Annotated in this window: 28 protein-coding genes; 21 read left to right on the forward strand and 7 right to left on the reverse strand. The window is 73.9% G+C overall.

From position 1 onward, the window contains the following. The first annotated feature begins 92 nt into the window (after positions 1-92). The 10 genes from hisD (at position 93) to OG393_RS25000 (ending at position 7,804) form a co-directional block, all read left to right on the forward strand. Positions 93-1,418 (forward strand): histidinol dehydrogenase, encoded by a 1,326-nt coding sequence (gene hisD, locus OG393_RS24955; protein ID WP_327376935.1) that lies wholly within the window; start codon positions 93-95, stop codon positions 1,416-1,418. Beyond that, positions 1,415-2,548, forward strand: a complete 1,134-nt coding sequence (locus tag OG393_RS24960; protein ID WP_327376936.1) for a histidinol-phosphate transaminase — start codon at positions 1,415-1,417, stop codon at positions 2,546-2,548. Before hisD ends, OG393_RS24960 begins: the two co-directional genes overlap by 4 nt. Next, positions 2,545-3,138, forward strand: coding sequence for an imidazoleglycerol-phosphate dehydratase HisB (gene hisB / locus OG393_RS24965; protein ID WP_327376937.1), 594 nt, complete (start codon positions 2,545-2,547; stop codon positions 3,136-3,138). The genes OG393_RS24960 and hisB overlap by 4 nt, the downstream gene beginning before the upstream one ends. Positions 3,139-3,142: 4 nt before the next feature. Next, positions 3,143-3,310, forward strand: a complete 168-nt coding sequence (locus OG393_RS24970) for a hypothetical protein (protein WP_327376938.1) — start codon at positions 3,143-3,145, stop codon at positions 3,308-3,310. Further along, positions 3,307-3,948, forward strand: coding sequence for an imidazole glycerol phosphate synthase subunit HisH (gene hisH / locus OG393_RS24975; RefSeq protein ID WP_327376939.1), 642 nt, complete (start codon positions 3,307-3,309; stop codon positions 3,946-3,948). The genes OG393_RS24970 and hisH overlap by 4 nt, the downstream gene beginning before the upstream one ends. Positions 3,949-3,950: 2 nt before the next feature. Then, on the forward strand, positions 3,951-4,688 hold the full coding sequence (priA, locus tag OG393_RS24980; RefSeq protein WP_327376940.1) for a bifunctional 1-(5-phosphoribosyl)-5-((5-phosphoribosylamino)methylideneamino)imidazole-4-carboxamide isomerase/phosphoribosylanthranilate isomerase PriA: 738 nt from the start codon (positions 3,951-3,953) through the stop codon (positions 4,686-4,688). After that, complete coding sequence (locus tag OG393_RS24985; RefSeq protein WP_327376941.1) at positions 4,685-5,095, forward strand: RidA family protein; 411 nt, start codon at positions 4,685-4,687, stop codon at positions 5,093-5,095. The genes priA and OG393_RS24985 overlap by 4 nt, the downstream gene beginning before the upstream one ends. After that, positions 5,092-5,847: an imidazole glycerol phosphate synthase subunit HisF gene (gene hisF, locus OG393_RS24990; protein WP_327376942.1), complete on the forward strand. Its 756-nt coding sequence runs from the start codon at positions 5,092-5,094 to the stop codon at positions 5,845-5,847. Before OG393_RS24985 ends, hisF begins: the two co-directional genes overlap by 4 nt. 110 nt (positions 5,848-5,957) lie before the next feature. Continuing rightward, complete coding sequence (locus OG393_RS24995) at positions 5,958-6,545, forward strand: ArsR/SmtB family transcription factor (RefSeq protein WP_327376943.1); 588 nt, start codon at positions 5,958-5,960, stop codon at positions 6,543-6,545. Beyond that, positions 6,542-7,804: an MFS transporter gene (locus OG393_RS25000; protein ID WP_327376944.1), complete on the forward strand. Its 1,263-nt coding sequence runs from the start codon at positions 6,542-6,544 to the stop codon at positions 7,802-7,804. The genes OG393_RS24995 and OG393_RS25000 overlap by 4 nt, the downstream gene beginning before the upstream one ends. A gap of 168 nt (positions 7,805-7,972) precedes the next feature. Here the strand turns inward: OG393_RS25000 and OG393_RS25005 are convergent, their stop codons facing one another. After that, positions 7,973-8,608 (reverse strand): TIGR03085 family metal-binding protein, encoded by a 636-nt coding sequence (locus OG393_RS25005; protein WP_327376945.1) that lies wholly within the window; start codon positions 8,606-8,608, stop codon positions 7,973-7,975. 84 nt (positions 8,609-8,692) lie between these two features. On the opposite strand from OG393_RS25005, the gene hisI reads away from it, so the two are divergent. From hisI to lgt, 11 genes are all read left to right on the forward strand, one after another. Further along, a complete protein-coding gene (gene hisI / locus OG393_RS25010; RefSeq protein WP_327376946.1) occupies positions 8,693-9,043 on the forward strand; it encodes a phosphoribosyl-AMP cyclohydrolase in 351 nt (116 codons plus the stop codon). Between the two features lie 11 nt (positions 9,044-9,054). Beyond that, positions 9,055-10,557 (forward strand): anthranilate synthase component I, encoded by a 1,503-nt coding sequence (locus OG393_RS25015; RefSeq protein WP_327376947.1) that lies wholly within the window; start codon positions 9,055-9,057, stop codon positions 10,555-10,557. Positions 10,558-10,571: 14 nt separating this feature from the next. Beyond that, positions 10,572-11,237 carry a TIGR02234 family membrane protein gene (locus OG393_RS25020; RefSeq protein ID WP_327376948.1) on the forward strand — a complete coding sequence of 222 codons (666 nt, stop codon included), beginning with the start codon at positions 10,572-10,574 and terminating at the stop codon, positions 11,235-11,237. A 134-nt stretch (positions 11,238-11,371) separates the two neighbouring features. Then, positions 11,372-11,620 (forward strand): HGxxPAAW family protein, encoded by a 249-nt coding sequence (locus OG393_RS25025; protein ID WP_327376949.1) that lies wholly within the window; start codon positions 11,372-11,374, stop codon positions 11,618-11,620. Between the two features lie 83 nt (positions 11,621-11,703). Beyond that, on the forward strand, positions 11,704-12,276 hold the full coding sequence (locus OG393_RS25030) for a DUF2752 domain-containing protein (RefSeq protein ID WP_327376950.1): 573 nt from the start codon (positions 11,704-11,706) through the stop codon (positions 12,274-12,276). Positions 12,277-12,394: 118 nt separating this feature from the next. Next, on the forward strand, positions 12,395-13,204 hold the full coding sequence (gene trpC / locus OG393_RS25035; protein WP_327376951.1) for an indole-3-glycerol phosphate synthase TrpC: 810 nt from the start codon (positions 12,395-12,397) through the stop codon (positions 13,202-13,204). A gap of 64 nt (positions 13,205-13,268) precedes the next feature. Then, positions 13,269-13,502, forward strand: coding sequence for a tryptophan biosynthesis modulator TrpM (gene trpM, locus OG393_RS25040; RefSeq protein ID WP_327378538.1), 234 nt, complete (start codon positions 13,269-13,271; stop codon positions 13,500-13,502). A gap of 253 nt (positions 13,503-13,755) precedes the next feature. Continuing rightward, the gene (gene trpB, locus OG393_RS25045; RefSeq protein ID WP_327376952.1) at positions 13,756-14,994 is read left to right on the forward strand and encodes a tryptophan synthase subunit beta; all 1,239 of its coding nucleotides are present in this window, start codon (positions 13,756-13,758) and stop codon (positions 14,992-14,994) included. Then, positions 14,991-15,815 (forward strand): tryptophan synthase subunit alpha, encoded by an 825-nt coding sequence (trpA, locus tag OG393_RS25050; protein WP_327376953.1) that lies wholly within the window; start codon positions 14,991-14,993, stop codon positions 15,813-15,815. Before trpB ends, trpA begins: the two co-directional genes overlap by 4 nt. 64 nt (positions 15,816-15,879) lie before the next feature. After that, on the forward strand, positions 15,880-16,707 hold the full coding sequence (locus tag OG393_RS25055; protein WP_327376954.1) for a DsbA family protein: 828 nt from the start codon (positions 15,880-15,882) through the stop codon (positions 16,705-16,707). A 97-nt stretch (positions 16,708-16,804) separates the two neighbouring features. After that, entirely contained in the window at positions 16,805-17,836 is a 1,032-nt protein-coding gene (gene lgt / locus OG393_RS25060; protein WP_327376955.1) for a prolipoprotein diacylglyceryl transferase, read from the forward strand. 102 nt (positions 17,837-17,938) lie between these two features. On the opposite strand, the gene OG393_RS25065 is transcribed toward lgt, so the two are convergent. From OG393_RS25065 to OG393_RS25090, 6 genes are read right to left on the reverse strand one after another with little or no spacing between them, the layout of a single operon-like run. Then, positions 17,939-18,733, reverse strand: a complete 795-nt coding sequence (locus OG393_RS25065) for an HpcH/HpaI aldolase/citrate lyase family protein (RefSeq protein WP_327376956.1) — start codon at positions 18,731-18,733, stop codon at positions 17,939-17,941. Beyond that, a complete protein-coding gene (locus OG393_RS25070) occupies positions 18,730-19,938 on the reverse strand; it encodes a CaiB/BaiF CoA transferase family protein (RefSeq protein ID WP_327376957.1) in 1,209 nt (402 codons plus the stop codon). Before OG393_RS25070 ends, OG393_RS25065 begins: the two co-directional genes overlap by 4 nt. Continuing rightward, complete coding sequence (gene rbsK / locus OG393_RS25075; RefSeq protein ID WP_327376958.1) at positions 19,935-20,855, reverse strand: ribokinase; 921 nt, start codon at positions 20,853-20,855, stop codon at positions 19,935-19,937. The genes OG393_RS25070 and rbsK overlap by 4 nt, the downstream gene beginning before the upstream one ends. Next, the gene (locus tag OG393_RS25080) at positions 20,852-22,273 is read right to left on the reverse strand and encodes an ADP-ribosylglycohydrolase family protein (RefSeq protein WP_327376959.1); all 1,422 of its coding nucleotides are present in this window, start codon (positions 22,271-22,273) and stop codon (positions 20,852-20,854) included. Before OG393_RS25080 ends, rbsK begins: the two co-directional genes overlap by 4 nt. Then, positions 22,270-23,421 carry an ADP-ribosylglycohydrolase family protein gene (locus OG393_RS25085; RefSeq protein ID WP_327376960.1) on the reverse strand — a complete coding sequence of 384 codons (1,152 nt, stop codon included), beginning with the start codon at positions 23,419-23,421 and terminating at the stop codon, positions 22,270-22,272. Before OG393_RS25085 ends, OG393_RS25080 begins: the two co-directional genes overlap by 4 nt. Then, positions 23,402-24,589, reverse strand: coding sequence for an ADP-ribosylglycohydrolase family protein (locus OG393_RS25090; protein WP_327378539.1), 1,188 nt, complete (start codon positions 24,587-24,589; stop codon positions 23,402-23,404). The genes OG393_RS25085 and OG393_RS25090 overlap by 20 nt, the downstream gene beginning before the upstream one ends. Positions 24,590-24,738 lie beyond the last annotated feature (149 nt).

Consider the following 24,738-nt stretch of genomic DNA (forward strand, 5'->3'; position numbering starts at 1 on the left):
CGGTCAGCTGTGGCGACAAGACGCCACTGTGGCTCGTATCAGTCAGTGATACGGGCGTCCGGCGCCGGTGAGCCGTCTGCGAGAATTGACCCGTGATCTCTCGTATCGACCTGCGCGGCGACGCCCTCCCCGAGGGTGGCGCCCTGCGCGACCTGCTGCCCCGAGCCGAGTTCGACGTGGAAGCCGCCCTGGAGAAGGTGCGGCCCATCTGCGAGGACGTCCATCATCGTGGCGATGCGGCGCTGGTCGAGTACGCGGAGAGATTCGACGGAGTGAGCCTCACGCACGTACGGGTGCCCGCCGAGGCGCTGGCCCGAGCCCTGGAGGAGCTCGATCCGGCCGTCCGCGCGGCTCTGGAGGAGTCCGTCCGCCGGACCCGGATCGTCCACCGCGCCCAGCGCCGCTCCCCGCACACCACCCAGGTCGTGCCCGGCGGCACGGTCACCGAGAAGTGGGTCCCGGTCCGTCGGGTGGGGCTCTACGCGCCCGGCGGCCGGTCCGTCTACCCCTCCTCCGTGATCATGAACGCTGTCCCGGCCCAGGAGGCCGGAGTCGAGTCCCTCGCGCTCGCCTCGCCGCCGCAGGCCGAGTTCGGCGGCCTTCCGCACCCGACGATCCTGGCCGCCTGCGCCCTCCTCGGCGTCGACGAGGTGTACGCGGCCGGCGGTGCCCAGGCCGTCGCGATGTTCGCGTACGGCACCGAGTCCTGCCCGCCCGCCGACATGGTGACCGGGCCGGGCAACATCTGGGTGGCAGCGGCCAAGCGCTACTTCACCGGCCGGATCGGCATCGACGCGGAGGCCGGGCCGACCGAGATCGCGATCCTCGCGGACTCCACCGCCGACCCCGTGCACGTCGCCGCCGACCTGATCAGCCAGGCCGAGCACGACCCGATGGCCGCGGCCGTCCTGGTCACCGACTCCGAGGAACTCGCCTCCGCCACCGAGGCCGAGCTGAAGACCCAGGTCGCCGCCACCAAGCACGTCGACGACCGGATCGTCCCGGCCCTCGCCGGCCGGCAGTCCGCGATCGTCCTTGTCCGCGACCTCGAGGACGGCCTCAGGATCGTCGACGCGTACGGCGCCGAGCACCTGGAGATCCAGACCGCCGACGCCGCCGTCCTCGCCGACCGCGTCCGCAACGCCGGAGCGATCTTCGTCGGCCCCTGGGCCCCCGTCTCCCTGGGCGACTACTGCGCGGGCTCCAACCACGTCCTGCCCACCGGCGGCTGCGCCTGCCACTCCTCGGGCCTGTCCGTGCAGTCCTTCCTGCGCGGCATCCACGTGGTCGACTACAGCCGGGACGCCCTCGCCGACGTGACCCACCACGTGGTGACGCTGGCGGAGGCCGAGGACCTGCCGGCTCACGGCGCCGCCGTCAAGGCCCGGTTCGGATGGAAGGTGCCCGAGAGCAAGTGACCGACCAGCGACAGGCCGTCGGGATCGACGACCTTCCCCTCCGCGACGAGCTGCGCGGCAAGTCCCCGTACGGCGCGCCGCAGCTCGACGTCCCCGTCCAGCTGAACACCAACGAGAACCCCTACCCGCTGCCCGAGCCCCTGGTGGCCCGGATCGCCGAGCGGGTCGCCGAGGCGGCCCGCGGCCTCAACCGCTACCCGGACCGGGACGCGGTGGAGCTCCGCACCGAGCTCGCCCGCTACCTCACCCGTACCGGCGGGCACCCGGTCGCCGTCGAGAACGTCTGGGCGGCCAACGGGTCCAACGAGGTCCTCCAGCAGCTGCTCCAGACCTTCGGCGGCCCCGGCCGTACCGCCCTCGGCTTCGAGCCCTCGTACTCGATGCACGCGCTCATCGCGCGCGGCACCGGGACCGGCTGGATCTCCGGCCCGCGCGCGGCGGACTTCACCCTCGACGCCGAGGCCGCCGAGCGGGCCATCGCCGAGCACCGCCCCGACGTCGTCTTCATCACCTCGCCCAACAATCCCACCGGTACCGCGGTCGCGGCGGAGACAGTCCGCGCGCTCTACGAGGCGGCCCAGGCCGCCCGGCCCTCGCTCGTCGTGGTCGACGAGGCGTACGTGGAGTTCAGCCACCGGGACTCGCTGCTGCCCCTCATCGAGGGTCGGCCGAACCTGGTCGTCTCCCGCACGATGTCCAAGGCGTTCGGCGCCGCCGGACTGCGCCTGGGCTACCTCGCCGCCCACTCCGCCGTGGTCGACGCCGTGCAGCTCGTCCGCCTGCCGTACCACCTGTCGGCCGTCACCCAGGCCACGGCGCTGGCCGCCCTGGAGTTCACCGACACCCTGCTCGGCTACGTCGAACAGCTCAAGGCCGAGCGCGACCGCCTGGTCGCCGAGCTCCGGGCCATCGGGTACGAGGTGACCGAGTCCGACGCCAACTTCGTCCAGTTCGGCCGCTTCGACGGTGCCCGGGGCTCCCACGAGGCATGGCAGGACATCCTCGACCGGGGCGTCCTGGTCCGGGACAACGGCGTACCGGGCTGGCTGCGGGTCACCGCCGGCACCCCCGAAGAGAACGACGCGTTCCTCGATGCGGTTCGCGCACGGAAGAAGGAGCACAGCCCATGAGCCGCGTTGGACGGGTCGAGCGCACCACCAAGGAGACCTCCGTCGTCGTCGAGATCGACCTCGACGGCACGGGCAAGGTCGATGTCGCCACCGGCGTCGGCTTCTACGACCACATGCTCGACCAGCTCGGGCGGCACGGTCTGTTCGACCTCACCGTGAAGACCGACGGCGACCTGCACATCGACTCGCACCACACCATCGAGGACACCGCCCTCGCGCTCGGCGCCGCCTTCCGGCAGGCCCTCGGCGACAAGGTCGGCATCTACCGTTTCGGCAACTGCACCGTCCCGCTGGACGAGTCACTCGCCCAGGTGACCGTCGACCTGTCCGGCCGCCCGTACCTGGTGCACACCGAGCCCGAGAACATGGCGCCGATGATCGGCTCCTACGACACGACGATGACCCGGCACATCTTCGAGTCCTTCGTCGCCCAGGCCCAGATCGCGCTGCACATCCACGTGCCGTACGGGCGCAACGCCCACCACATCGTGGAGTGCCAGTTCAAGGCGCTCGCCCGGGCCCTGCGCTACGCCTCCGAGCGCGACCCGCGCGCCGCGGGCATCCTGCCGTCCACGAAGGGCGCGCTGTAACTCCATGAACGGCCTCTCCACCGTCCTCATCGTCGTCGGCCTCTTCCTCGCGGGCGGCGTGTACTCCTTCTCCAAGCAGAAACTGCCCAAGGGCGTGATCGCCGTCCTCGCCATCGGGTCCGCGATGTGCCTGGCCGCCGGTGTCCTGCGGATTCAGGGGATCTGGGAATGAGCACTCCGAAGAAGGTCGTGGTCTTCGACTACGGCTTCGGCAACGTCCGTTCCGCCGAGCGCGCCCTGGCGCACGTCGGCGCGGACGTCGAGATCACCCGCGACTACGACCGGGCCATGAACGCCGACGGACTCCTGGTCCCCGGCGTCGGCGCCTTCTCCGCCTGCATGCAGGGCCTGAAGGAGGCGCGAGGCGACTGGATCGTCGGCCGCCGGCTCGCCGGCGGACGCCCCGTCATGGGCATCTGCGTCGGCATGCAGATCCTCTTCGCCCACGGCATCGAGCACGGCGTGGAGACCGAGGGGCTCGACGAGTGGCCCGGTACGGTCGAGCCCCTGAAGGCCCCGGTCGTGCCCCACATGGGCTGGAACACGGTCGAGGCGCCCGAGGACAGCGAGCTGTTCGCCGGGCTCGACGCCGACGCCCGGTTCTACTTCGTGCACTCCTACGCGGTGCGCGAGTGGACGCTGGAAGTCGGCAACGTCAACATCCGCGCCCCCAAGGTCACCTGGGCCACCCACGGCGAAGCCTTCGTCGCAGCCGTCGAGAACGGCGCCCTGTGGGCCACCCAGTTCCACCCCGAGAAGTCCGGCGACGCCGGAGCCCAGCTCCTCACCAACTGGATCGAGACCCTCTGATCATGGCTCAGAAGCTTGAACTCCTCCCCGCCGTCGACGTCCGCGACGGCCAGGCCGTCCGCCTGGTGCACGGCGAGTCCGGCACGGAGACCTCCTACGGCGCCCCGCTGGAGGCCGCCCTCGCCTGGCAACGGGCCGGCGCCGAGTGGCTGCACCTGGTCGACCTCGACGCCGCGTTCGGCACCGGCGACAACCGGGCCCTGATCGCCGAGGTCGCCGGAGCCATGGACATCAAGGTCGAACTCTCCGGCGGCATCCGCGACGACGCCTCGCTCGCCGCGGCGCTCGCCACCGGCTGCACCCGTGTCAACCTCGGTACCGCGGCCCTGGAGACCCCCGAGTGGGTCGCCAAGGTCATCGCCGAGTACGGCGACAAGATCGCGGTCGGCCTCGACGTCCGCGGCACCACGCTGCGCGGCCGGGGCTGGACCCGGGACGGCGGCGACCTGTACGAGACGCTGGCCCGCCTCGACTCCGAGGGCTGCGCGCGCTACGTCGTCACCGACATCGCCAAGGACGGCACGCTCCAGGGACCCAACCTGGAACTGCTGCGCAACGTCTGCGCCGCCACCGACAAGCCCGTCGTCGCCTCCGGCGGCGTGTCCTCCCTGGAGGACCTGCGGGCCCTCTCCGGGCTGGTCCCCGAGGGCGTCGAGGGCGCCATCGTCGGCAAGGCCCTCTACGCGGAGGCATTCACGCTGGAGGAGGCCCTCGCGGCCGTCGCGGCGGTGGCCTCGTGACCTCCGGCGTCCGCAAGGTGGTGACCGGCGCTCCCTGGGAGGAGCAGTTCGGCTACTCCCGCGCGGTGGAACTGCCCAACGGCCTGGTCCTGGTCTCCGGCTGCACCTCGGTGGCCGGCGGTCAGATCGCCGACGGCGGCCCCTACGACCAGGCGGTCAACTCCTTCAACGTGGCCTTCGCTGCCCTGGGGGAGCTCGGCCTGGGCGCGGAGCACGTGGTGCGGACCCGGATGTACCTCACGCACGCCCGGGACGTGGACGACGTCGGCCGCGCTCACAAGGAGCTGTTCGACGCGGTCCGCCCGGCCGCGTCGATGATCATCGTGTCCGGCTTCGTGGACCCGCGGCTGGTCGTCGAGGTCGAGGTCGAGGCGTACCGGCCCGGGGGACGGGAGGAGGACGCATGAGCCTCGCCGTACGGGTGATCCCGTGCCTGGACGTCGACAACGGCCGGGTGGTCAAGGGCGTCAACTTCCGGAACCTGCGCGACGCCGGCGACCCCGTCGAGATGGCGAAGCTGTACGACGCGGAGGGCGCCGACGAGCTGACGTTCCTGGACATCACGGCCTCCTCGGGTAACCGGGAGACCACCTACGACGTGGTGCGCCGCACCGCCGAGCAGGTCTTCATCCCGCTCACCGTGGGCGGCGGGGTGCGTACGGCGGAGGACGTCGACAAGCTGCTGCGCGCCGGCGCGGACAAGGTCGGCGTGAACACGGCCGCCATCGCCCGGCCCGAGCTGATCCGGGAGATCGCGGAGCGTTTCGGCCGCCAGGTGCTGGTGCTCTCGGTCGACGCGCGCCGCACCCCGTCCGGGTCCTTCGAGGTCACCACGCACGGTGGCCGCACCGGCACCGGCATCGACGCCGTCGAGTGGGCGCACCGCGCCGCCGAGCTGGGCGCGGGCGAGATCCTGCTCAACTCGATGGACGCGGACGGCACGAAGGACGGCTACGACACCGAGATGATCGCGGCCGTACGCGAGCACGTGACCGTCCCGGTCATCGCGAGCGGCGGGGCCGGCCGGCTGTCCGACTTCCCGCCGGCCATCGCGGCGGGCGCGGACGCGGTCCTGGCCGCCTCGGTGTTCCACTTCGGCGACCTGCGGATCGCGCAGGTCAAGGACGCGCTGCGGGAGGCCGGCCACCCGGTCCGCTGATCCGCTCCACGGTGAGGGCCCCCACGGGGGCCCTTTTCCTCCCCAGGACGCACAGTATTAATTGCGCGATTTTTCTTGCGCAAGAATCCTTGTGCATCTAACGTCGTGTCATGACCTCGCCCGAGACACGCCGGATCACCGACCTCGGCACCTTCAAGGCCATCTCGCACCCGCTGCGTATGCGCCTGTACCGTGCCCTCTTCGTGGCCCGCACCGCCACCGCCTCACACCTCGCCGACCAGGTCGACGAAGCCGTCTCCCTGGTCAGCTACCACCTGCGCAAGCTCGCCGACCACGGCCTCATCGAAGAGGCCCCCGCCCAGTCGGCCGACGGCCGCGAACGCTGGTGGCGGCCCAGCTCGGACGGCATCAGCCTCCGGGAGGAGGACCTCCGCGACGCGCCCGAACTGGCCGCCGCGACCCTCGCCTTCGGCCGTACCGTCAACGAGCAGCGCACCGAACTCCACCGGCGCTTCCTCGACGAGCGGATGACCTGGTCCGAGGACTGGCGCTCCGCGTCGGTCGACTCCGAGTGGCTCCCGCGCCTCACCGCCGCCGAACTCGACGCCCTCGGCGAGGAACTGGACGCGGTCCTCAGGAAGTACGACCGGGCCGCTCGCGCCGCCGAGGAGGCCGGCGACACCGAGGGCCGCGAGAACGTCGCCGTCCACCTCCACGCCTTCCCCTACCGGTCATGACGGCCATCGCCCCCGCCCCGGTGGCCCGCCCCGCCCACCGTGACCCCCAGGTCCTGCGCTGGGTCACCGCCTACGGCGCCTCCACCCTCGGCGACAGCGTCTACCACCTGGCCCTGTCCTGGACCGCCGTCCGCAACGGCACCCCGGCCGAAGCGGGCCTGGTGCTGGCCGTCGGAGCCGTCCCCCGGGCCCTGCTCATGCTCGGCGGGGGAGTGATCGCCGACCGCCTCGGTCCCCACCGGGTCGTCATCGCCTCCGACACCGTCCGCTGCGCCGTCGTCCTCGGCGTCGCCGCCCTGCTGCTCCTCACCACGCCCGGCCTGGCGGTCCTCGCCGCCGTCGCCCTCGTCTTCGGTGTCGTCGACGCCCTCTTCATGCCCGCCGTGGGCGCCCTGCCGCCCCGGATCGCGCCGCACGGCCAGCTCACCCGCGTCCAGGGCATGCGCGGCCTCGCCCAGCGCACCGGACTCGTCCTCGGCGCCCCGCTCGGCGGCCTCGCCGTCGCGCTCGGCGGCCCGTCGGCGGCCTTCGGCGCGGCAGGACTGCTCTTCGCGCTCTCCCTGCCCCTGTTGCTCGGGCTCCGCGTCGCACCCCTGTCCGGCGACCCGGCGGCCTGCCGGGGCGGCGTCCTGCGCGACCTCACCGACGGGCTGCGCTACCTGCGTGGCCACCGCGTCCTGGGCCCGCTGATGATCGTCGTCGCGCTCGGCGACCTCGGCTTCGTCGGCCCGCTCAACGTCGGCCTCGCACTCCTCGCGGACGCGCGGGGCTGGGGCGCCTCCGGCGTCGGCTGGATCCTCGCCGGCTTCGGCGCCGGAGCCGCCGGAGCCTCCCTGCTGCTGACCGTGGCGGGCCGGGTGCCGCGTGCCGGGGCCGTCCTCGGCTGGACCATCACCCTGGGCGCCGGCTCCGTCGCCGCGCTGGCCTACGTCCCCCGGCTGCCGGTGGCCGTCGCCGTGGCGCTCTCCGTGGGCCTGCTCGCCGGCCTCAGCGGCGCCCTCTGCGGCGCCCTGACCCAGACCGAGTGCGATCCCGCCTACCTCGGCCGGGTGACCGCCTTCACCGGCTTCGTGAGCCTCGGCCTCGCCCCGCTCAGCTTCCCCCTCACCGGCATCGCGACAGGACTGTGGGGGCTCGCGCCCGTCTTCACCGTCAGCGCCGCGATCTGCGCGCTCGGCGGCGTGTACGGGCTCCTCGTCCCGGCCCTGCGGCGCGCGGAACTGCCCCGCACGGCTGAGAGCCTGTCGGGTGGCCGCTGACCGGGCGGTCACGCCCTGGCACGCACGCTGCCGGCGTTGCCGACGTGCCCCGGTGGCTCCGCTACAGCGGCATCCCGGCGCCTTGGGATCGCACGCACCAGACCGCGCCGGCCTGCCGGCCGAAGGCCACCCGACAGGCTCTGAGCCACGCGGGGAGGGGGCGGGCCCTCAGATGCCCAGCTGCTTGGCCTGGTGGAGCCGTTCGATGGCATCCGGCTCGCCGTCCAGCTCCACCTTCGCCGTGTCCTGCCGCCCGAACACGAACATCGTCAGCTCGCCCGGCTCCCCGGACACCGTCACCACCGGGGTGCCCCGGTGCGCCACCGCCGTCTGGCCGTTCGGGCGGCGCAGGACCAGACCCACCGGCGCCTTCCGGCCCAGCAGCCTCGCGCTCTTCTCCAGACGCGACCACAGCGCGTCCGAGAAGACCGGATCGAGCTCGCGCGGGGACCAGTCCGGCTGGGCCCGGCGGACGTCCTCGGCGTGCACGTAGAACTCCACCGTGTTCGCCCCCTCGTCCACCTGCTTGATGGTGAACGGCGACATCCGCGGCGGCCCGGTCCGGATGAGCTGGATCAGCTCCTCGTACGGCTTGTCGGCGAACTCGGCCTGCACCCGGTCGAGGCGGGCCTTCAGCGCCGGCACGACCGTACCGGCCGCCGCGTCCGGTCGGCGTTCGCGCACCACCACATGGGCGGCCAGGTCCCGCGTCAGCCAGCCGTCGCAGAGCGTCGGCGCATCGGGCCCGGCCGCCTCCAACAGATCGGCGAGGAGAAGTCGTTCACGCTTGGCATGGGTCGACATGACCGCCAGCGTACGGTGGCCGGGACCGGTCCGCCCAGTGGACACCGGACCGGGAACGTCCCGCGGCCACGGCACAATGGCCGCATGAGCAGCAATCTCGACCCGGCCATCGCCGCACGCCTCAAGCGCAGCCCGGACGGACTCGTCCCGGCCATCGCCCAGCAATACGACACCGGCGAGGTGCTGATGCTCGGCTGGATGGACGACGAGGCCCTGCACCGCACCCTCACCACCGGCCGCTGCACCTACTGGTCCCGCAGCCGCCGCGCGTACTGGGTCAAGGGTGACACCTCCGGCCACGTGCAGCACGTCAAGTCCGTCGCCCTCGACTGCGACGCCGACACCGTGCTGGTGAAGGTCGACCAGGTCGGCGCCGCCTGCCACACCGGCGACCGCACCTGCTTCGACGCCGACGTGCTCCCGCTCTCCCAGTAAGGTCAGCCGCCATGGACCTCGAGACCTTCCGCAAGCTGGCGGCCGACCGCCGCGTGATCCCTGTCAGCCGCCGCCTCCTCGCGGACGGTGACACCCCGGTCGGGCTCTACCGCAAGCTCGCCGCCGAACGCCCCGGCACCTTCCTCCTCGAGTCCGCCGAGAACGGCCGCTCCTGGTCCCGCTACTCCTTCATCGGCGTCCGCAGCGACGCCACCCTCACCGTCCGGGACGGCCGGGCCCACTGGCTCGGCACCCCGCCGGTCGGGGTTCCCACCGACGGCGACCCGCTGCGGGCCCTGCGCGCCACCGTCGAGACCCTCCACACCCCCGCGCCCGGCGCCGCGGACGGAGCCCCCGGCATGCCCCCGTTCACCGGAGGCATGGTCGGCTACCTCGGCTACGACATCGTCCGCCGGCTCGAACGGATCGGTGACCACACCACCGACGACCTCGAGCTGCCCGAACTGACCATGCTGCTCACCAGCGACCTCGCCGTCCTCGACCACTGGGACGGCTCGGTCCTGCTGATCGCCAACGCGATCAACCACAACGACCTGGACACCGGCGTCGACGAGGCCCACGCGGACGCCGTCGCCCGGCTCGACGCGATGCAGGCCGACCTGGCCCGCCCCGTGGCGACCGTCCCCGCCGCGCTGCCCGCCTCCGAACTGCCGGAGTTCTCCGCCCTGTGGGGCGGCGCGGCCTACCAGGACGCCGTCGAGGACGTGAAGGAACGCATCCGGGCGGGCGAGGCGTTCCAGGTGGTCCCCTCCCAGCGTTTCGAGACGCCCTGCAGCGCCTCCGCCCTCGACGTCTACCGGGTGCTGCGCGCCACCAACCCGTCCCCGTACATGTACCTCTTCCGCTTCGAGAACGGCTTCGACGTCGTCGGCTCCTCGCCCGAGGCCCTGGTGAAGGTCGAGGACGGGCACGCGATGCTCCACCCCATCGCCGGCACCCGCCACCGCGGCGCCACCCCGCAGGAGGACCACGACCTCGCCGAGGAACTCCTCGCCGACCCCAAGGAGCGCGCCGAACACCTGATGCTCGTCGACCTCGGCCGCAACGACCTCGGACGCGTCTGCGAGCCCGGCTCCGTCGAAGTCGTCGACTTCATGTCCATCGAGCGCTACTCGCACGTCATGCACATCGTGTCCACGGTCACCGGCCGGGTCGCCGAGGGCAGGAACGCCTTCGACGTCCTGACCGCCTGCTTCCCCGCCGGCACGCTCTCCGGCGCGCCCAAGCCGCGGGCGATGCAGATCATCGAGGAGCTGGAGCCGACCCGGCGCGGCCTCTACGGAGGATGTGTCGGGTATCTCGATTTCGCCGGGGACTCCGACACCGCCATCGCCATCCGTACCGCCCTGCTCCGCGACGGCACCGCCTATGTACAGGCCGGAGCGGGGGTCGTCGCGGACTCCGACCCCGTCGGCGAGGACGACGAGTGCCGCAACAAGGCGGCGGCCGTGCTCCGCGCGGTCCACACCGCCAACCGGATGAACGGCGCGTGACGGCGTAAGGGATAGTGGGGTACGTGACTGCTGTTCCCGTACCCCAGCCCCGAGCCGCGCGCGCGAACGGCGCGGCCGCCGCGTCCGGCGGTCGTCGCAGTCTGGCCGCGGCCCTCCTCCTCGGCGCCCTCGGCGCCACCGTCGTGCTGCTGTCCGCGGGCCAGATCTGGGCCGAGGGCACTGCGGCCGTCGGCGGCGGCGCCGTTCCCGTCGAAGCCGACGGCGGCACCGTCACGGGCGTCCCGACGGCGCTCGCCGTCGTCGGTCTCGCCGCGCTCGTCGCCGTCTTCGCCGTCCGCCGCGCCGGACGCCTCCTCGTCTCCGGCCTCCTCGCGCTGAGCGGCGCGGGAGCGGCCCTCGGCGCCCTCCTCGGCGCCTCCGACGACGCCGCCCTGGACGCGGAGGCCGCCCGGATCACCGGCGACAGCGCGGCTTCCGTGGCGGACCTCGCCCACACGGCCTGGCCGTACGTCACCGCCGCCGGAGCGCTGCTGATCCTCCTCGCGGGTCTCCTCGCCCTGCGGTTCGGCATGAACTGGCCCGCCATGGGCGGCCGTTACGAACGCGAGGGCGGTCCGCGCCCGCCCCGCGGGGCGGCCCGGCCCGCCGCCGACCCGGAGCGCCCCGAGGATCTGTGGAAGGCCCTGGACCGCGGCGAGGACCCGACGCGCGGGGAGTGAGTCGCGTTCCGGCCGCCGGGCCACCCCCCGATTCATCTTCGTGGCCCTGCGTGCGGGACAATGGGACCGAGCGTCGCGCACGCGCGACCCTCACCCCCGAGCCACCACCGAGCAACTGCAACGAGGAGCAACTCATGGCGGGCACCGCCCACGGACACACCCCGGCCGCCTGGACGGGTGTCATCATCTCCTTCATCGGCTTCTGCATCGCGGGAGTCTTCATGGTGGCCGCCAACACGGCGGGCTTCTGGGCCGGAATCGGAGTCATCCTCGTCGGTGGCGCCGTGGGCCTCGCGATGAAGATGGCCGGCCTCGGCATGCCGCGGGAATCCGAGGCCGTGGCCGCCGCGCGTGCCGCCGCGACCGCGCAGGCGCACTCCTGATCCAGGGCACGTACGACCGACGCGCGGGCGCCGTCCGGCGGGGCCGGGCTGCGCCCGCGCGCGGCAGGGGCGAGAATCACCGCGTGGACGCGAAGACGACTGCCCCCGCCGTGACCGACGACCCCGCCGTGCTCTCCGGCGCCGTGCCGTCCGTCGCCGCGCCCGCCGGAGACCCCGGCCCTCCGGAACACCTCGCCCGGCACCCCGCCCGCGGAACCTGGGGGCCCGGCGCCCACCCGGCGGCCCCGCCCGCCCCCCGCGGGCTCGCCCGCCGCCTCACCCCGCCCGTCGGAGCCCTGGCCGGCGTCACCGCCGCCTTCGCGTACGTCGCGACCGTCGACCCCAACGAGCCCGGCCACTACCCGGTCTGCCCCCTCCTGCGCTTCACCGGGATCTACTGCCCCGGCTGCGGCGGGCTGCGCAGCGCCCACGCCTTCGTGCACGGCGATCTCGGCACCGCCTTCGGCGCCAACGCCCTCGCCGTCGTCGGCTACGGCCTCTTCGCCGTCGTCATGGCCCTCTGGCTGATTCGCGCCGTCCGCGGCGCGCCCATGCGGCTCGCGATCCCTCCGCTCGGCTGGTGGGGCGTGGGGGCCGTCCTGGCCCTCTTCACCCTTGTGCGGAACCTGCCCTTCGGCTCCGGACTGGCCCCGTGAAGTCCCAGCAGATGGGACGTACCTCGCCTGGATGCGGGTGCCGCGCCGTCCTGCGGATACCATCGGTATGGCTGAACCTGGATCATCACCATCACCCTCCCGGAAGGGGGCCTCTCGCGTGAGTGTGCTCGACGAGATCATCGAAGGCGTCCGCGCCGACCTCGCAGAGCGGCAGGCGCGGGTCTCCCTCGACGAGCTCAAGGAGCGCGCCGCCAAGGCGCCGCAGGCCAAGGACGGCGTCGCCGCACTGCGCGGGGACAGCGTCAAGGTGATCTGCGAGGTCAAGCGCTCCAGCCCGTCCAAGGGCGCGCTCGCCGCGATCGCCGACCCGGCCGCGCTGGCGGCCGACTACGAGGCGGGCGGCGCCGCCGTCATCTCCGTGCTGACCGAGGAGCGCCGCTTCGGCGGTTCGCTCGCGGACCTGGAGGCCGTCCGTGCCCGGGTCGACATCCCGGTCCTGCGGAAGGACTTCATCGTCACCGCCTACCAGCTGTGGGAGGCACGGGCCTACGGCGCCGACCTCGCGCTCCTGATCGTCGCCGCGCTGGAGCAGGAGGCCCTGGTCTCGCTGATCGAGCGTGCCGAGTCCATCGGTCTGACGCCGCTGGTCGAGGTCCACGACGAGGAGGAGACCGAGCGCGCCGTCGAGGCCGGAGCCCGTGTCATCGGCGTGAACGCGCGGAACCTCAAGACCCTCAAGGTCGACCGCTCCACCTTCGACCGGGTCGCCCCGGAGGTCCCCGCGGGCATCGTCAAGGTCGCCGAGTCCGGCGTCCGCGGGCCGCACGACCTGATCGCGTACGCCAACGCGGGCGCCGACGCGGTCCTGGTCGGCGAGTCCCTCGTGACCGGCCGCGACCCGAAGGCCGCCGTCGCCGACCTCGTCGCCGCCGGCGCCCACCCCGCGCTCCGCCACGGCCGGAGCTGACCCCGCCATGACCGCGCGCCACGCCACGCCGGCCGCCCCGGGCACCGCCCGGGGCGTCCACGGCGTGCGCGCGGCCACGACGGCACCAGCCGTCCCCGGACGCAGCGGCCGGCTCCGCACCGCCGCCGCTCCCGTCCCGGCCCACGCCCCGCTCGCCCGGGGCTGCCGCCCGCGCGGCTGCCGGGCACCGGCCCGCCGGGTCCACGGCCGCCGGGTGCGGTACGTGATCGGCGACGAGCCCGGCCAGGTCAACGGCATGCGATGGCGCCCGCGCCCCGCGCGCACCCGTCTCCGCTAGCGACGCCGCCCCCGGCACCGCACGGCCGCACGCCGTGCGGGTCCGGTCACCCGGCGCAGCCCCGCCCGTCACGGGCCCGGCCCCTCGCGCCCCGACGCGCCCGTACGTTCCCGTACGGCCCGCCGCCGGCGCACCCGGCCGGACCTCCCGTCGGCGTACCCGGGCGTCATCGGAGGAGATCGCGGGTCCGCGCGCACACCGTGACCACCGCCAGTACATGACCGGGGCACTTTGCCCCGCGAGGAGCAGCCGCATGACCAGCGAGTTCTTCCTTCCCGACCCCGAGGGGCAGGTCCCCTCCGCCGAGGGCTACTTCGGCGCCTACGGCGGCAAGTTCATCCCGGAGGCGCTCGTCGCCGCCGTGGACGAGGTCGCCGTCGAGTACGACAAGGCCAAGGCCGACCCGGAGTTCGCCCGCGAGCTCGGCGAGCTGATGGTCCACTACACAGGCCGTCCCAGCGCCCTCACCGAGGTGCCCCGGTTCGCCGAGCACGCCGGCGGGGCCCGGGTGTTCCTCAAGCGCGAGGACCTCAACCACACCGGCTCGCACAAGATCAACAACGTGCTCGGTCAGGCCCTCCTCACCAAGCGGATGGGCAAGACCCGGGTCATCGCCGAGACCGGAGCCGGTCAGCACGGGGTCGCCACCGCGACCGCCTGCGCCCTCTTCGGTCTCGAATGCACCATCTACATGGGCGAGGTCGACACCCGGCGCCAGGCCCTGAACGTCGCCCGGATGCGCATGCTCGGTGCCGAGGTCATCCCCGTGACGTCCGGCAGCCGCACCCTCAAGGACGCCATCAACGAGGCGTTCCGCGACTGGGTCGCCAACGTCGACCGCACCCACTACCTCTTCGGGACCGTCGCAGGACCGCACCCCTTCCCCGCCATGGTCCGCGACTTCCACCGGGTCATCGGCGTCGAGGCCCGCCGCCAGATCCTGGAACGCGCGGGCCGCCTGCCCGACGCGGCCATCGCCTGCGTCGGCGGCGGATCGAACGCCATCGGTCTGTTCCACGCCTTCATCCCGGACTCCGGCGTCCGGCTGATCGGCTGCGAGCCGGCCGGCCACGGGCTCACGACCGGCGAGCACGCGGCCACCCTGACCGCGGGCGAGCCCGGCATCCTGCACGGTTCGCGCAGTTACGTCCTCCAGGACGACGAGGGCCAGATCACCGAGCCCTACTCGATCTCGGCCGGCCTGGACTACCCCGGTATCGGCCCGGAGCACTCGTACCTCAAGGACATCGGCCGCGGTGAGTACCGCGCCGTCACCGACGACGAGGCGATGCAGGCCCTGCGCCTGCTCTCCCGCACCGAGGGAATCATCCCGGCCATCGAGTCGGCGCACGCGCTGGCCGGCGCACTGGAGGTCGGCAAGGAGCTCGGCAAGGACGGGCTGCTCCTCGTCAACCTGTCGGGGCGCGGTGACAAGGACATGGACACGGCCGCCCGCTACTTCGGGCTCTACGACGGGGAGGACTCCCAGTGAGCGGGAACATCCAGCTGCTGAGTGACACGCTGGCCGAGGCCAGGGCCGAGGACCGTGCCGCTCTCATCGCCTACCTCCCGGCCGGTTTCCCGACCGTGGACGGCGGTATCGAGGCCGTCAAGGCCGCCTTCGACGGCGGCGCCGACGTCGTCGAGGTCGGTCTGCCGCACAGTGACCCGGTCCTCGACGGCCCGGTCATCCAGACCGCCGACGACATCGCCCTGCGCGGTGGCGTCCGGATCGCCGACGTGATGCGCACGGTCCGCGAGGCGCACGCCGCCACCGGGAAGCCGGTCCTGGTGATGACCTACTGGAACCCGATCGACCGCTACGGCATCGCGCGTTTCACCGAGGAGCTGGCCGCGGCCGGCGGTGCCGGCTGCATCCTGCCCGACCTGCCGGTCCAGGAGTCCGCGACCTGGCGGGAACACGCCGACAAGCACGGTCTCGCCACCGTCTTCGTCGTCGCGCCGAGCAGCAAGGACGAACGTCTCGCCGCCATCACCGCGGTCGGCTCGGGCTTCGTCTACGCCGCCTCGCTGATGGGCGTCACCGGCACCCGCGAGTCGGTCGGCAGGGAGGCCGCCGATCTCGTCCGCCGAACCCGGGCCACCGCGGACCACCGGGACCTCCCGGTCTGCGTCGGTCTCGGGGTCTCCGACGCCGCCCAGGCGCGTGAGGTCGCCGGCTTCGCCGACGGCGTCATCGTCGGCTCCGCGTTCGTCAAGCGGATGCTCGACGCCCCGGACGAGGCGTCCGGACTCGCCGCCGTAAGGGAACTGGCGGCCGAACTCGCCGTAGGCGTGCGCCGGGCTTCGTAGCCCGTATGGGTGGATCTGGGACCGGGGAGGCGCGGAAGTGCCTCCCCGGTTCGTTGCCCGGGGCGTGAGCGAGAAGAACCGTGACGGTAACCGAAGCGCGCGGGAGCGCCTCCAGCAGCAGCGCGAGCGTGACCGGGCGCGTGAGAAACAGCGACGCGTCCTGATCGTGTCGGCCGCGGTCGTCGGTGTCCTCGGCCTGGCCGCGGTCGTCGGGGTGATCGCGGCCAACAACGGGGACAAGGGCAGCGGCTCCGACAAGGCCGGCCCGGTCGTCGCCCCGACCGGCGCCACCGGGGACGACCAGCCGGCCATCCCGACGGGTCGGGCGGACGCCCCGTCCACGCTCACGGTCTGGGAGGACTTCCGCTGCCCGGCCTGCGCCTCCTTCGAGAACGCCTTCCGGGACACCATCCACGAGCTGGAGGCGGAGGGAGCGCTCAGGACCGACTACCACCTGGCCACCCTCATCGACGGCAACCTGGGCGGCAGCGGCTCCCTGCGCGCGGCGAACGCGGCGGCATGCGCGCAGGACGCGGGGAAGTTCACGCCGTACCACGACGTGCTCTACGTCAACCAGCCCGAAGAGACCGACGACGCCTTCGCGGACGACGCCAAGCTGCTGGAGCTCGCGGGCAAGGTGCCGGGGCTCGACACGCCGGCCTTCCGCAGCTGTGTCGAGGGCGGCACCCACGACAGCTGGGTGGGGAAGTCGCAGGAGGCGTTCCGGGCCGGCGACTTCAGCGGCACCCCCTCGGTCCTGCTCAACGGGGAATCGGTCTTCCCGGCCAAGGGCGGCGAGCAGATCTCCCCGGACAACCTCAGGAAGTGGGTCGCCGAGGCCAACAAGGGCAAGAAGCCCGGCACCGCATCCTCGGCTCCGACCGGCGGCTGAGGGCCCGTCGGCGGCCCGCCCCCACGACGTTAGTTACCCAGAAGTTGCCGGGTGGGCTGCCGTCCCGCCCGCCCGGCAAGGTAGCGTCGGACCTGCCATGGACCTTGCCTACATTCCCAGCCCGTCGACCGGTGTGCTCCACCTCGGACCGCTCCCGCTGCGCGGCTACGCCTTCTGCATCATCATCGGTGTCTTCGTCGCCGTCTGGCTCGGCAACAGGCGCTGGATCGCCCGGGGCGGCAAAGCCGGCACCGTGGCCGACATCGCCGTCTGGGCCGTGCCCTTCGGCCTCGTCGGCGGCCGGCTCTACCACGTGATCACCGACTACCAGCTCTACTTCAGCGAGGGCGAGGACTGGGTCGACGCCTTCAAGATCTGGGAGGGCGGTCTCGGCATCTGGGGCGCCGTCGCACTCGGCGCGGTGGGCGCCTGGATCGGCTGCCGTCGGCGTGGGATCCCGCTCCCCGCGTACGCCGACGCCATCGCGCCCGGTATCGCTCTCGCCCAGGCCGTCGGCCGCTGGGGCAACTGGTTCAACCAGGAGCTCTACGGCAAGCCCACCACGCTGCCGTGGGGTCTGGAGATCAGCGCGAGCGGGAACCGCGAGGCCGGGATCTACCACCCGACCTTCCTGTACGAGTCGCTGTGGTGCATCGGCGTCGCGCTTCTCGTGGTCTGGGCCGACCGCCGCTTCAGGCTGGGACACGGCCGGGCGTTCGCGCTGTACGTCGCCGCGTACTGCGCGGGTCGCGGGTGGATCGAGTACATGCGCGTCGACGAGGCGCACCACGTCCTGGGTCTGCGACTGAACGTCTGGACCGCGATCGTCGTCTTCCTGCTGGCCGTGACCTACATCGTGGTCTCGTCGCGGGTCCGCCCGGGGCGTGAGGAGGTCGTGGAACCGGACCGGCCCGGCTCCGGTGGCGAGGACAGGAAGGCCGACGCCAGGAGCGACGGCGAGAAGACCGACGGCGCGGCGGACGAGGACGCGGCGGACGAGGACGGGCCGAAGGACGGGACCGGGGAGGCGGACCGGAGGTCCGGGAAGGCGGCCGGCACCGCCGCCACCGCGGACGGTCCCGAAGGGGAGACCGCCGGGAACGGCACGGAGGCGGCCGGCAAGAGCTGACCGCCCACCGAGGACGGAGAGCGGCCGGGGCCGCCCCGGCGACCGAGAGGTCCGGGGGCGGCCCCCTGCGTCGGAGGCCCCGGGGGAGCCCGCCCGTCCCGGTCAGGCACGGTTCGCCAGGGTCAGCACCCGGCGGGCCCCCTCCACCACCGCCGCGTCCACGAAGCGTCCGTCCGGCAGGGCCAGGGCTCCCTCCTCCGTCTGCGCCGCCTTGACGACCTCCTCGGCGGCGGCGATCTCGTCGGGCGTCGGCAGGTACGCCTGCTCGATGACCGGGAGCTGGCGCGGATGGATCGCGGCACGCCCCAGGAAGCCCAGCGCGCGTCCCCGGGCACAGCTGGCCGCCAGGGTGTCCAGGTCCCTGATGTCGGGGTGGACCGACTGCGCCGGGGGCGGCAGGGCCGCCGCGCGGGCGGCGACCACGACACGCCCGCGGGCCCAGTCCAGTCCCCGGTCGTCCCGCACCCCCAGGTCCGTGCGGAGATCAGCCTCGCCCAGCGCCACACCGTGCACGGACGGGTGCGCGGAGGCGATGGCGTAGGCGTGTTCCACGGCCAGGGCGCTCTCCAGGAGCGGGTACAGCGGGATGCCGGGGAACGCCTCGGCGATCCGGTGGACGTCACCGGAGTGGGTCACCTTCGGGAGACGGAAGCCGCGCAGGCCGGGCAGGGGGGCGAGCGGCGGGATGTCGCGCGCCGCGTGGACACGGACGTGGACCGGGACGGGGTGCGGATCGGCGAGGAGATCCACGGTGGCCGCCAGGGCGTACGCCTTGCGGTCCGGCGCGACCGCGTCCTCCAGGTCGACGATCACCACGTCCGCCCCGGAGCCCAGCGCCTTGCGGACGACGGCGGGGCGGTCCCCGGGGGCGTACAGCCAGGTGAGGGGGAACGTCATACGGCTCCTTCGCCGCGCAGCGCGGCGATCTCGCCGGGGTCGAGCCCGAGCTCGGCGAGGACCTCCGCGGTGTCGGCGCCGTGCGGCCGTCCGGCCCAGCGGATCGCGCCGGGCGTGTCGGAGAGCCGGAAGAGGACGTTCTGCATGCGCAGCGGGCCCAGCTCCGGGTCCGCGACCTCGGTGATGGTGTCCAGGGCCAGGTACTGCGGGTCCTCCAGCACGTCCCGGACGTCGTAGACCGGCGCGATCGCCGCCTCCGCCTTGTCGAAGGCCGCCAGGGCGTCGTCGCGGGTGTGCCGGGCGATCCAGGAGCCGACGGCCTCGTCGAGGACGTCGGCGTGGGCGGCCCGGCTCGTCCCCTCGGCGAACCACGGTTCGTCGATCAGGTCGGGGCGGCCGACCAGCCGCATCACGCGTTCGGCGACGGACTGGGCGGAGGTGGAGACGGCGACCCAGGCGCCGTCGGCGGTCCGGTAGGTGTTGCGGGGAGCGTTGTTGCGGCTGCGGTTGCCGGTCCGCGGCTGGACGTAGCCGAGCTGGTCGTACCAGGTGGCGTGGGGGCCGATGACGGACAACATCGGTTCGATGATCGCCATGTCGACGACCTGGCCGCGGCCGCTGGCGGTCCGGGCGGTCAGCGCCGTCATCACCGCGTACGCCGTGGCCAGGGCGGCGACGGAGTCCGCCAGACCGAACGGGGGAAGCGTGGGCGGGCCGTCCGGTTCGCCGGTGAGTGCGGCGAAACCGCTCATCGCCTCGGCGAGGGTGCCGAAGCCCGGCCGGCGCGCGTACGGGCCGAACTGGCCGAAGCCGGTGACCCGGGCCAGGACCAGACGCGGGTTGGCGCCGGAGAGCTCCTCCCAGCCCAGGCCCCAGCGTTCCAGGGTGCCGGGCCGGAAGTTCTCCACGATCACGTCGGCGTCGGCGGCAAGACGCAGCAGCGTGGCACGGCCTCCGTCGGTGGAGAGGTCGAGGGTGATCGTCCGCTTGTTGCGGCCCAGCACCTTCCACCAGAGGCCGACCCCGTCCTTGGCGGGGCCGTGGCCGCGGGACGGGTCGGGTCTGCGCGGGTGCTCGACCTTGACCACGTCGGCGCCGAAGTCGCCGAGCATCATCGCCGCCAGCGGCCCGGCGAACAGCGTGGCGAGATCGAGGACGCGCAGGCCCCGCAGGGGAGCGGCGGTCTCGGTTCCGGAGCGGGTCATACGGTGTCGACCTCCAGGCCGGTGCGGGCGTCGTGGGCGGCGTCGATCTCGGCGCGGAACGGCATCGAGGTCGAGGCCCCGGGCCGCTGGACGGACAGCGCGGCGGCGCTCGACGCCCAGGCCAGCGCCCGCTCCACGGGCCGTCCCTCGGCGAGGGCGACCGCCAGCGCGCCGACGAAGGTGTCCCCGGCCGCGGTGGTGTCCACGGCTGTCACCCCGGGGGCGGGGACCGTGAGGGGGGCCGCACCGCGGACCGCGTACAGGCAGCCGGCCCGACCGAGGGTGACGACCACCTCGGGCACGGTCCGCAGCAGGGCCTCGGCCGCGCCGTGCGGGTCGGCGATGCCGGTGAGCGCGGCGGCCTCGTGCTCGTTGGGGACCAGCAGATCGGTGGCGGCCAGGAGTTCGGGGGGCAGCGGCTGGGCGGGGGCGGGGGTCAGGATGGTCCGGACCCCGAGTCGGCGGGCGGTGACGGCGCCCTCGGTGACGGCGGACAGGGGCAGTTCGAGCTGGAGGAGGAGAGCGTCGGCGGTGGCGATCAGGGCGTCGTCGCCGTGGTCGAGGGAGGTGACGGTGCCGTTGGCGCCGGGGACGACGACGATCGAGTTGCCGCCCTCGTCGTCGACGACGATGTGCGCGGTGCCCGAGGGTCCCTCGGCGGTGCGCAGGAGATCCGTGTCGACACCGGAGGCGTCCAGCGCGGCCCGCAGTCGCGGGCCGAAGTCGTCGGCGCCGACCGCGCCGATCATCGCCACCTCGGCGCCGGCGCGCGCGGCGGCCACCGCCTGGTTGGCGCCCTTGCCGCCGGGGACCGTCCGGAACGCACGGCCGGTGACGGTCTCTCCGCGGGCGGGGGCCCGCGCGACGAAGGCGACGAGATCCATGTTGGTGCTGCCGAGCACCACGATGCCGGTCATGGGCGTACTGCCTCCAGATGTGTCATTGCGGCGAGGGTGTCGAAGCCGATGCCGTCGAAGGACGGGACCGAGGTCGCCAGCCTGTTCTTGAGGGGGGAGATCCAACGTTCGGGCAGCCGGTCGGGCCGGCCGGCGAGCAGGCCGGCGACGGAGCCGGCGGTGGCGCCGTTGGAGTCGGTGTCCCAGCCACCGGAGACCGCCGCGCAGACGGACCGGGTGAAGTCGCCGTCGCCGTGGGTGAGGGCGGCGGCGAGTACGGCGGCGTTGGGGACGGCATGCACCCAGTGATACCCGCCGAGGGCGGCGTGGAGCCGGTCCACGACCGTGTCGAAGTCCGCGGTGGCGCGGGCGGTCCCGATGCCGAGGCGGACGGCGCGGGCGAGCCGGGAGCGAGGGGGGACCACGGCGAGCCCGGAGGCCAGGGCCTGGTGCACGTCGGCGGTGCCGGTCGCGGCGGTGGCGAGGGTGGCCGCGACGAACATCGCGTCGTAGACGCCGTTGCCGGTGTGGGTGAGCGTCGCGTCCCGGTGCGCCTGCGCGGCGGCGGCGACCGGGTCGCCCGGCCGGGTCCAGCCGTGCACGTCGGCCCGGATCCGGGCGCCGATCCACTCGCGGAAGGGATTGCGGCGGACGGCGGTCGACGGGGGCTCGACGCCGTCGAGGAGGTTGCGGTAGGCGACGCGCTCGGCGGTGAAGGTGCGGCCGGCGGGGAGTTCGTCGAGCCAGAGGCGGGCGACGTCGGCGGTGGTGAAGTCGCGGCCGTACCGCTGGAGGAGCAGCAGGTTGAGCAGGGTGTAGTCGAGGTCGTCGTCCTCCGGCATCCCGTCGATGTTCTCGGCGAGGGAGGTGGCCGCGGAGCGGCGGTTCCACGGGTGGGCGGCCAACAGCGCCGGAGGGACGCCCCGCGCGGTGAACCAGGAGGAGAGCGGCCAGTTCCCGGCGGCCCGGGCGAGTGCGCGGATCGCGGGGAGCGGCAGCTTCTCGACGGGTTTGCCGAGCAGGCATCCCGCGGCGCGCCCGAGCCAGGCGGCGTGCAGGGCCTCGCGGAGCCGGTCCGGGGCACCCGCCCCGGGCGGCGCGGCGGTGCGGGAGAGCGGGGCCGGTCCCCGGGGGGCGGACGGCGCGAGGGTTCCCGCCGGGGTCGCCGGAGCCAGTCTCCGGATGGCGGGGAGCGGGGTGGGTTCCGTCGAGGCGAGCGGGGACGGCAGGGCGGCCAGTTCGTCGAGCAGGGCCTCCGCCAACGTGCGGAGCTCCGGGCGGGGGGTGGCGGAGGCGCCCGACGCCGCGGGCGCGGGACGCCCGCCCGCGGCGGTCCAGCGGGCGGCGGCCGAGGAGGCGTCGCGGCCGTCCTCCGCGGCCTGGCGCAGTTCGTGGCCGACCAGGTCCTCGGGCTGGACCCAGGTGACGCGGAGGTTCATCGAGCCGTGCTCGTCAGGGCCGCGTACGCCGACTCGTGCGCGCGCCGCCGGGCCGTGTCACGGGCGAACACCTCGTGGGTGACCGTGGTCAGGGCCGCCGCGGGGGCGTGCAGGTCCAGCCGGCTCGCGTCCGCCACCTGCTTCGCCCACGCGGCGGGCACGGCCCGCTCCCCCCGCAGCGCGCCGACGATCGCGCCCGCCATCGTCGCGATCGAGTCGCAGTCGCGGCCGTAGTTGACCGCGCCGAGCACCGTCCGCCGGTAGTCGCCCGAGCCGACCAGCAGCATTCCCAGGGCGACGGGCAGTTCCTCGGTCGAGTGGAGCCGGGACGGGCGGCGTGCTCCCAGCGAGGGGGAGCGGTATTCCGGGCCCACCGTGTCGAAGGGCGCCACCGCCGTGCGCAGCGGGCCGATCGCGGACTCGAAGTCGGTGTGCCGGGCGGCGACTTCACACACCGCCTCGATCGCCGACCGCGTCCCGTCCTTGGCCCGCGAGACCGCCGCGTCGACCACTGACTCCGGCGTGGCGCCCGGTGCGCAGGCCGCCGCCACCGCGGCGGCGAACACGCCGGCCGCCTCCCTCCCGTACGAGGACTGGTGGGCGCCCGCGACGTCCAGGGCCTCCGCGTACGCCCCCGCCGGGTTCGCCGCGTTGACCAGGCCGACCGGCGCCATGTACATCGCCGCACCGCAGTTGACGATGTTGCCGTTGCCGGCCTCGCGCGGGTCCACGTGGCCGTAGTGGAGGCGGGTCACGATCCACTTCTCGGCGAGGAAGATCCGGTGCAGTGGCAGGGCCTCCGTCTCCAGCTCCGGGATCCAGACGGGGTTGCCGACCAGGTCGGGGACGAGGTGGTCGGCCACGGCGTAGGCGTCGAGGTGGTCGCGGACCTTCGCGTACACCCTGATCAGGGCGTGTGTCATCAGGGTGTCGTCGGTGACGTGCCCGTCGCCCTTGTGGTACGGGGCGAGGGGGCGCGCGGTGCGCCAGGCGTCGCCGTGCCAGGGGCCGACGACGCCGTCGACCCGGCCGCCGTGACGTTCCAGGATCTGCTCGGGGGTGTAGCCCTCGACCGGTCCGCCGAGGGCGTCGCCGACGGCCGCGCCGAGAAGACTTCCGGTGATCCGGTCATCCAGTGTGGGTGTCATGTCTGAATTGTCCACCTGGGGTGGTCAGTTCCCTGTCTCCGAGCCGCCCGGCGAGTTCGACGAGGTCCGTACCCGCGAGCCGGGGGAGGGCGCAGCCGGCCAGGGTGCGGCAGGCGTCGCGCCAGCTGGCGGGCAGGCCGTCGGCGCCGCCGAGCGCGCCGGTGAGCGCACCCGCGAGAGCCGGTGCCGAGTCGGCGACCCGGGAGAGGCAGGCGGCGGCCGGTACGGCGCAGACCACCTCGCCGCGCGCGGCGGTGGCCAGGGCGAGGGCGACCGGCACGGTCTCGGCGGCGGCGATGCCGTAGCTGTAGACGTGGTCGACGATCTGGTGCTCCAGCGGGGGCACCAGCGCGAAGGCGCTCGTCGCGTCCCGGGCCATCGCCACGGCCAGCCGTGCGTTGCGGCCGATCTCGGTGGCGGCGGGCAGCTGGGCGAGCGCGGCCTCCACGGCGTCGTCGACCGGAGCCCCGCACAGGGCGACGGAGAGGGCGGCGGCCATCGCGCGGGCGCCGTGGACACCGTCGCCGTCCTGGGTGTACCGGGCGTCGAACTCGGCCAGCGCGGCGGCGGAGAGCGGGTCCCCGGGGTGGGCGAGGGCGAGCACGGTGGCGCGCACACAGGCGGCGTCGTCGAAGTAGTGCGGGTTGTCGTGTCCGGTCGCGGGCGGGCGCAGGCCGGTGGCGAGGTTGCCGAGGCCGGCGCGCACGGAGATCCGGGCACGCAGGGGCAGCACGGCCGACTCGACCTCGGGCGCGCGGTCGGCGGCGGCGATCCGGCCCGCCAGGGAGTTCCAGGCGAGGTCGAGGGCGGCTCGCGTCCTGCGCCCGGGCGGCAGCGAGGCGAACAGGGGCCCGGAGGAGGCGAGGAGGGCCTCGGCGGTGAAGACGGCCCATTCGGCGTCGTCGGAAGGGCCCAGACGCAGCGGTTCGGAGGGCTGGTTGAGGGCGATGGGGACGGGAAGCGTCGTGGTGGCGTTCTGTTCGGCGAAGGTGTCGAGTTCGCGGGCGAGGCGGCGCGTCCACTCCGGCATGCGGGCGGCCCGGTGCCGGGCCGCGGGCCAGCCCGCCGCGTCGCCCGCCGCGAGGCCGAGCAACAGGCCCTCGACGCGGTGGCGGGGCGCCCGGACGCCCGGCCGGGTGACCGCCGCCGGACCCCCAGGGGCGAGCAGCGGCCCGAGGGCGAGGCGGGTGGCGCCCGCGACCGGGCCGTCCGTGTCCCCAGCGTCCGGAGCGTCCAGGTCGTCCGGGGAGAAGGTGCCCCGGCGGGTGGCGCCCGGGTACGGGTCGGCCGTCGCGGTGGCCGCGGCGCCGGGGTCGG

The organism is Streptomyces sp. NBC_01216 (assembly GCF_035994945.1).
Classification (GTDB): Bacteria; Actinomycetota; Actinomycetes; order Streptomycetales; family Streptomycetaceae; genus Streptomyces.

Bases quoted from the DNA above. Each gene is read 5' to 3' on its own strand.
- hisH (WP_327376939.1), top strand. From the start codon at position 3,307: ATGAGCACTCCGAAGAAGGTCGTGGTCTTCGACTACGGCTTCGGCAAC.
- hisI (WP_327376946.1), top strand. From the start codon at position 8,693: ATGAGCAGCAATCTCGACCCGGCCATCGCCGCACGCCTCAAGCGCAGC.
- OG393_RS25065 (WP_327376956.1), bottom strand. From the start codon at position 18,733: ATGACGTTCCCCCTCACCTGGCTGTACGCCCCCGGGGACCGCCCCGCC.
- OG393_RS25080 (WP_327376959.1), bottom strand. From the start codon at position 22,273: ATGAACCTCCGCGTCACCTGGGTCCAGCCCGAGGACCTGGTCGGCCAC.
- hisF (WP_327376942.1), top strand. From the start codon at position 5,092: ATGAGCCTCGCCGTACGGGTGATCCCGTGCCTGGACGTCGACAACGGC.
- priA (WP_327376940.1), top strand. From the start codon at position 3,951: ATGGCTCAGAAGCTTGAACTCCTCCCCGCCGTCGACGTCCGCGACGGC.
- lgt (WP_327376955.1), top strand. From the start codon at position 16,805: ATGGACCTTGCCTACATTCCCAGCCCGTCGACCGGTGTGCTCCACCTC.
- OG393_RS25000 (WP_327376944.1), top strand. From the start codon at position 6,542: ATGACGGCCATCGCCCCCGCCCCGGTGGCCCGCCCCGCCCACCGTGAC.
- rbsK (WP_327376958.1), bottom strand. From the start codon at position 20,855: ATGACCGGCATCGTGGTGCTCGGCAGCACCAACATGGATCTCGTCGCC.
- OG393_RS24970 (WP_327376938.1), top strand. From the start codon at position 3,143: ATGAACGGCCTCTCCACCGTCCTCATCGTCGTCGGCCTCTTCCTCGCG.
- OG393_RS25005 (WP_327376945.1), bottom strand. From the start codon at position 8,608: ATGTCGACCCATGCCAAGCGTGAACGACTTCTCCTCGCCGATCTGTTG.
- OG393_RS25085 (WP_327376960.1), bottom strand. From the start codon at position 23,421: ATGACACCCACACTGGATGACCGGATCACCGGAAGTCTTCTCGGCGCG.
- OG393_RS25025 (WP_327376949.1), top strand. From the start codon at position 11,372: ATGGCGGGCACCGCCCACGGACACACCCCGGCCGCCTGGACGGGTGTC.
- OG393_RS24995 (WP_327376943.1), top strand. From the start codon at position 5,958: ATGACCTCGCCCGAGACACGCCGGATCACCGACCTCGGCACCTTCAAG.
- OG393_RS25015 (WP_327376947.1), top strand. From the start codon at position 9,055: ATGGACCTCGAGACCTTCCGCAAGCTGGCGGCCGACCGCCGCGTGATC.
- hisB (WP_327376937.1), top strand. From the start codon at position 2,545: ATGAGCCGCGTTGGACGGGTCGAGCGCACCACCAAGGAGACCTCCGTC.
- OG393_RS25070 (WP_327376957.1), bottom strand. From the start codon at position 19,938: ATGACCCGCTCCGGAACCGAGACCGCCGCTCCCCTGCGGGGCCTGCGC.
- trpB (WP_327376952.1), top strand. From the start codon at position 13,756: ATGACCAGCGAGTTCTTCCTTCCCGACCCCGAGGGGCAGGTCCCCTCC.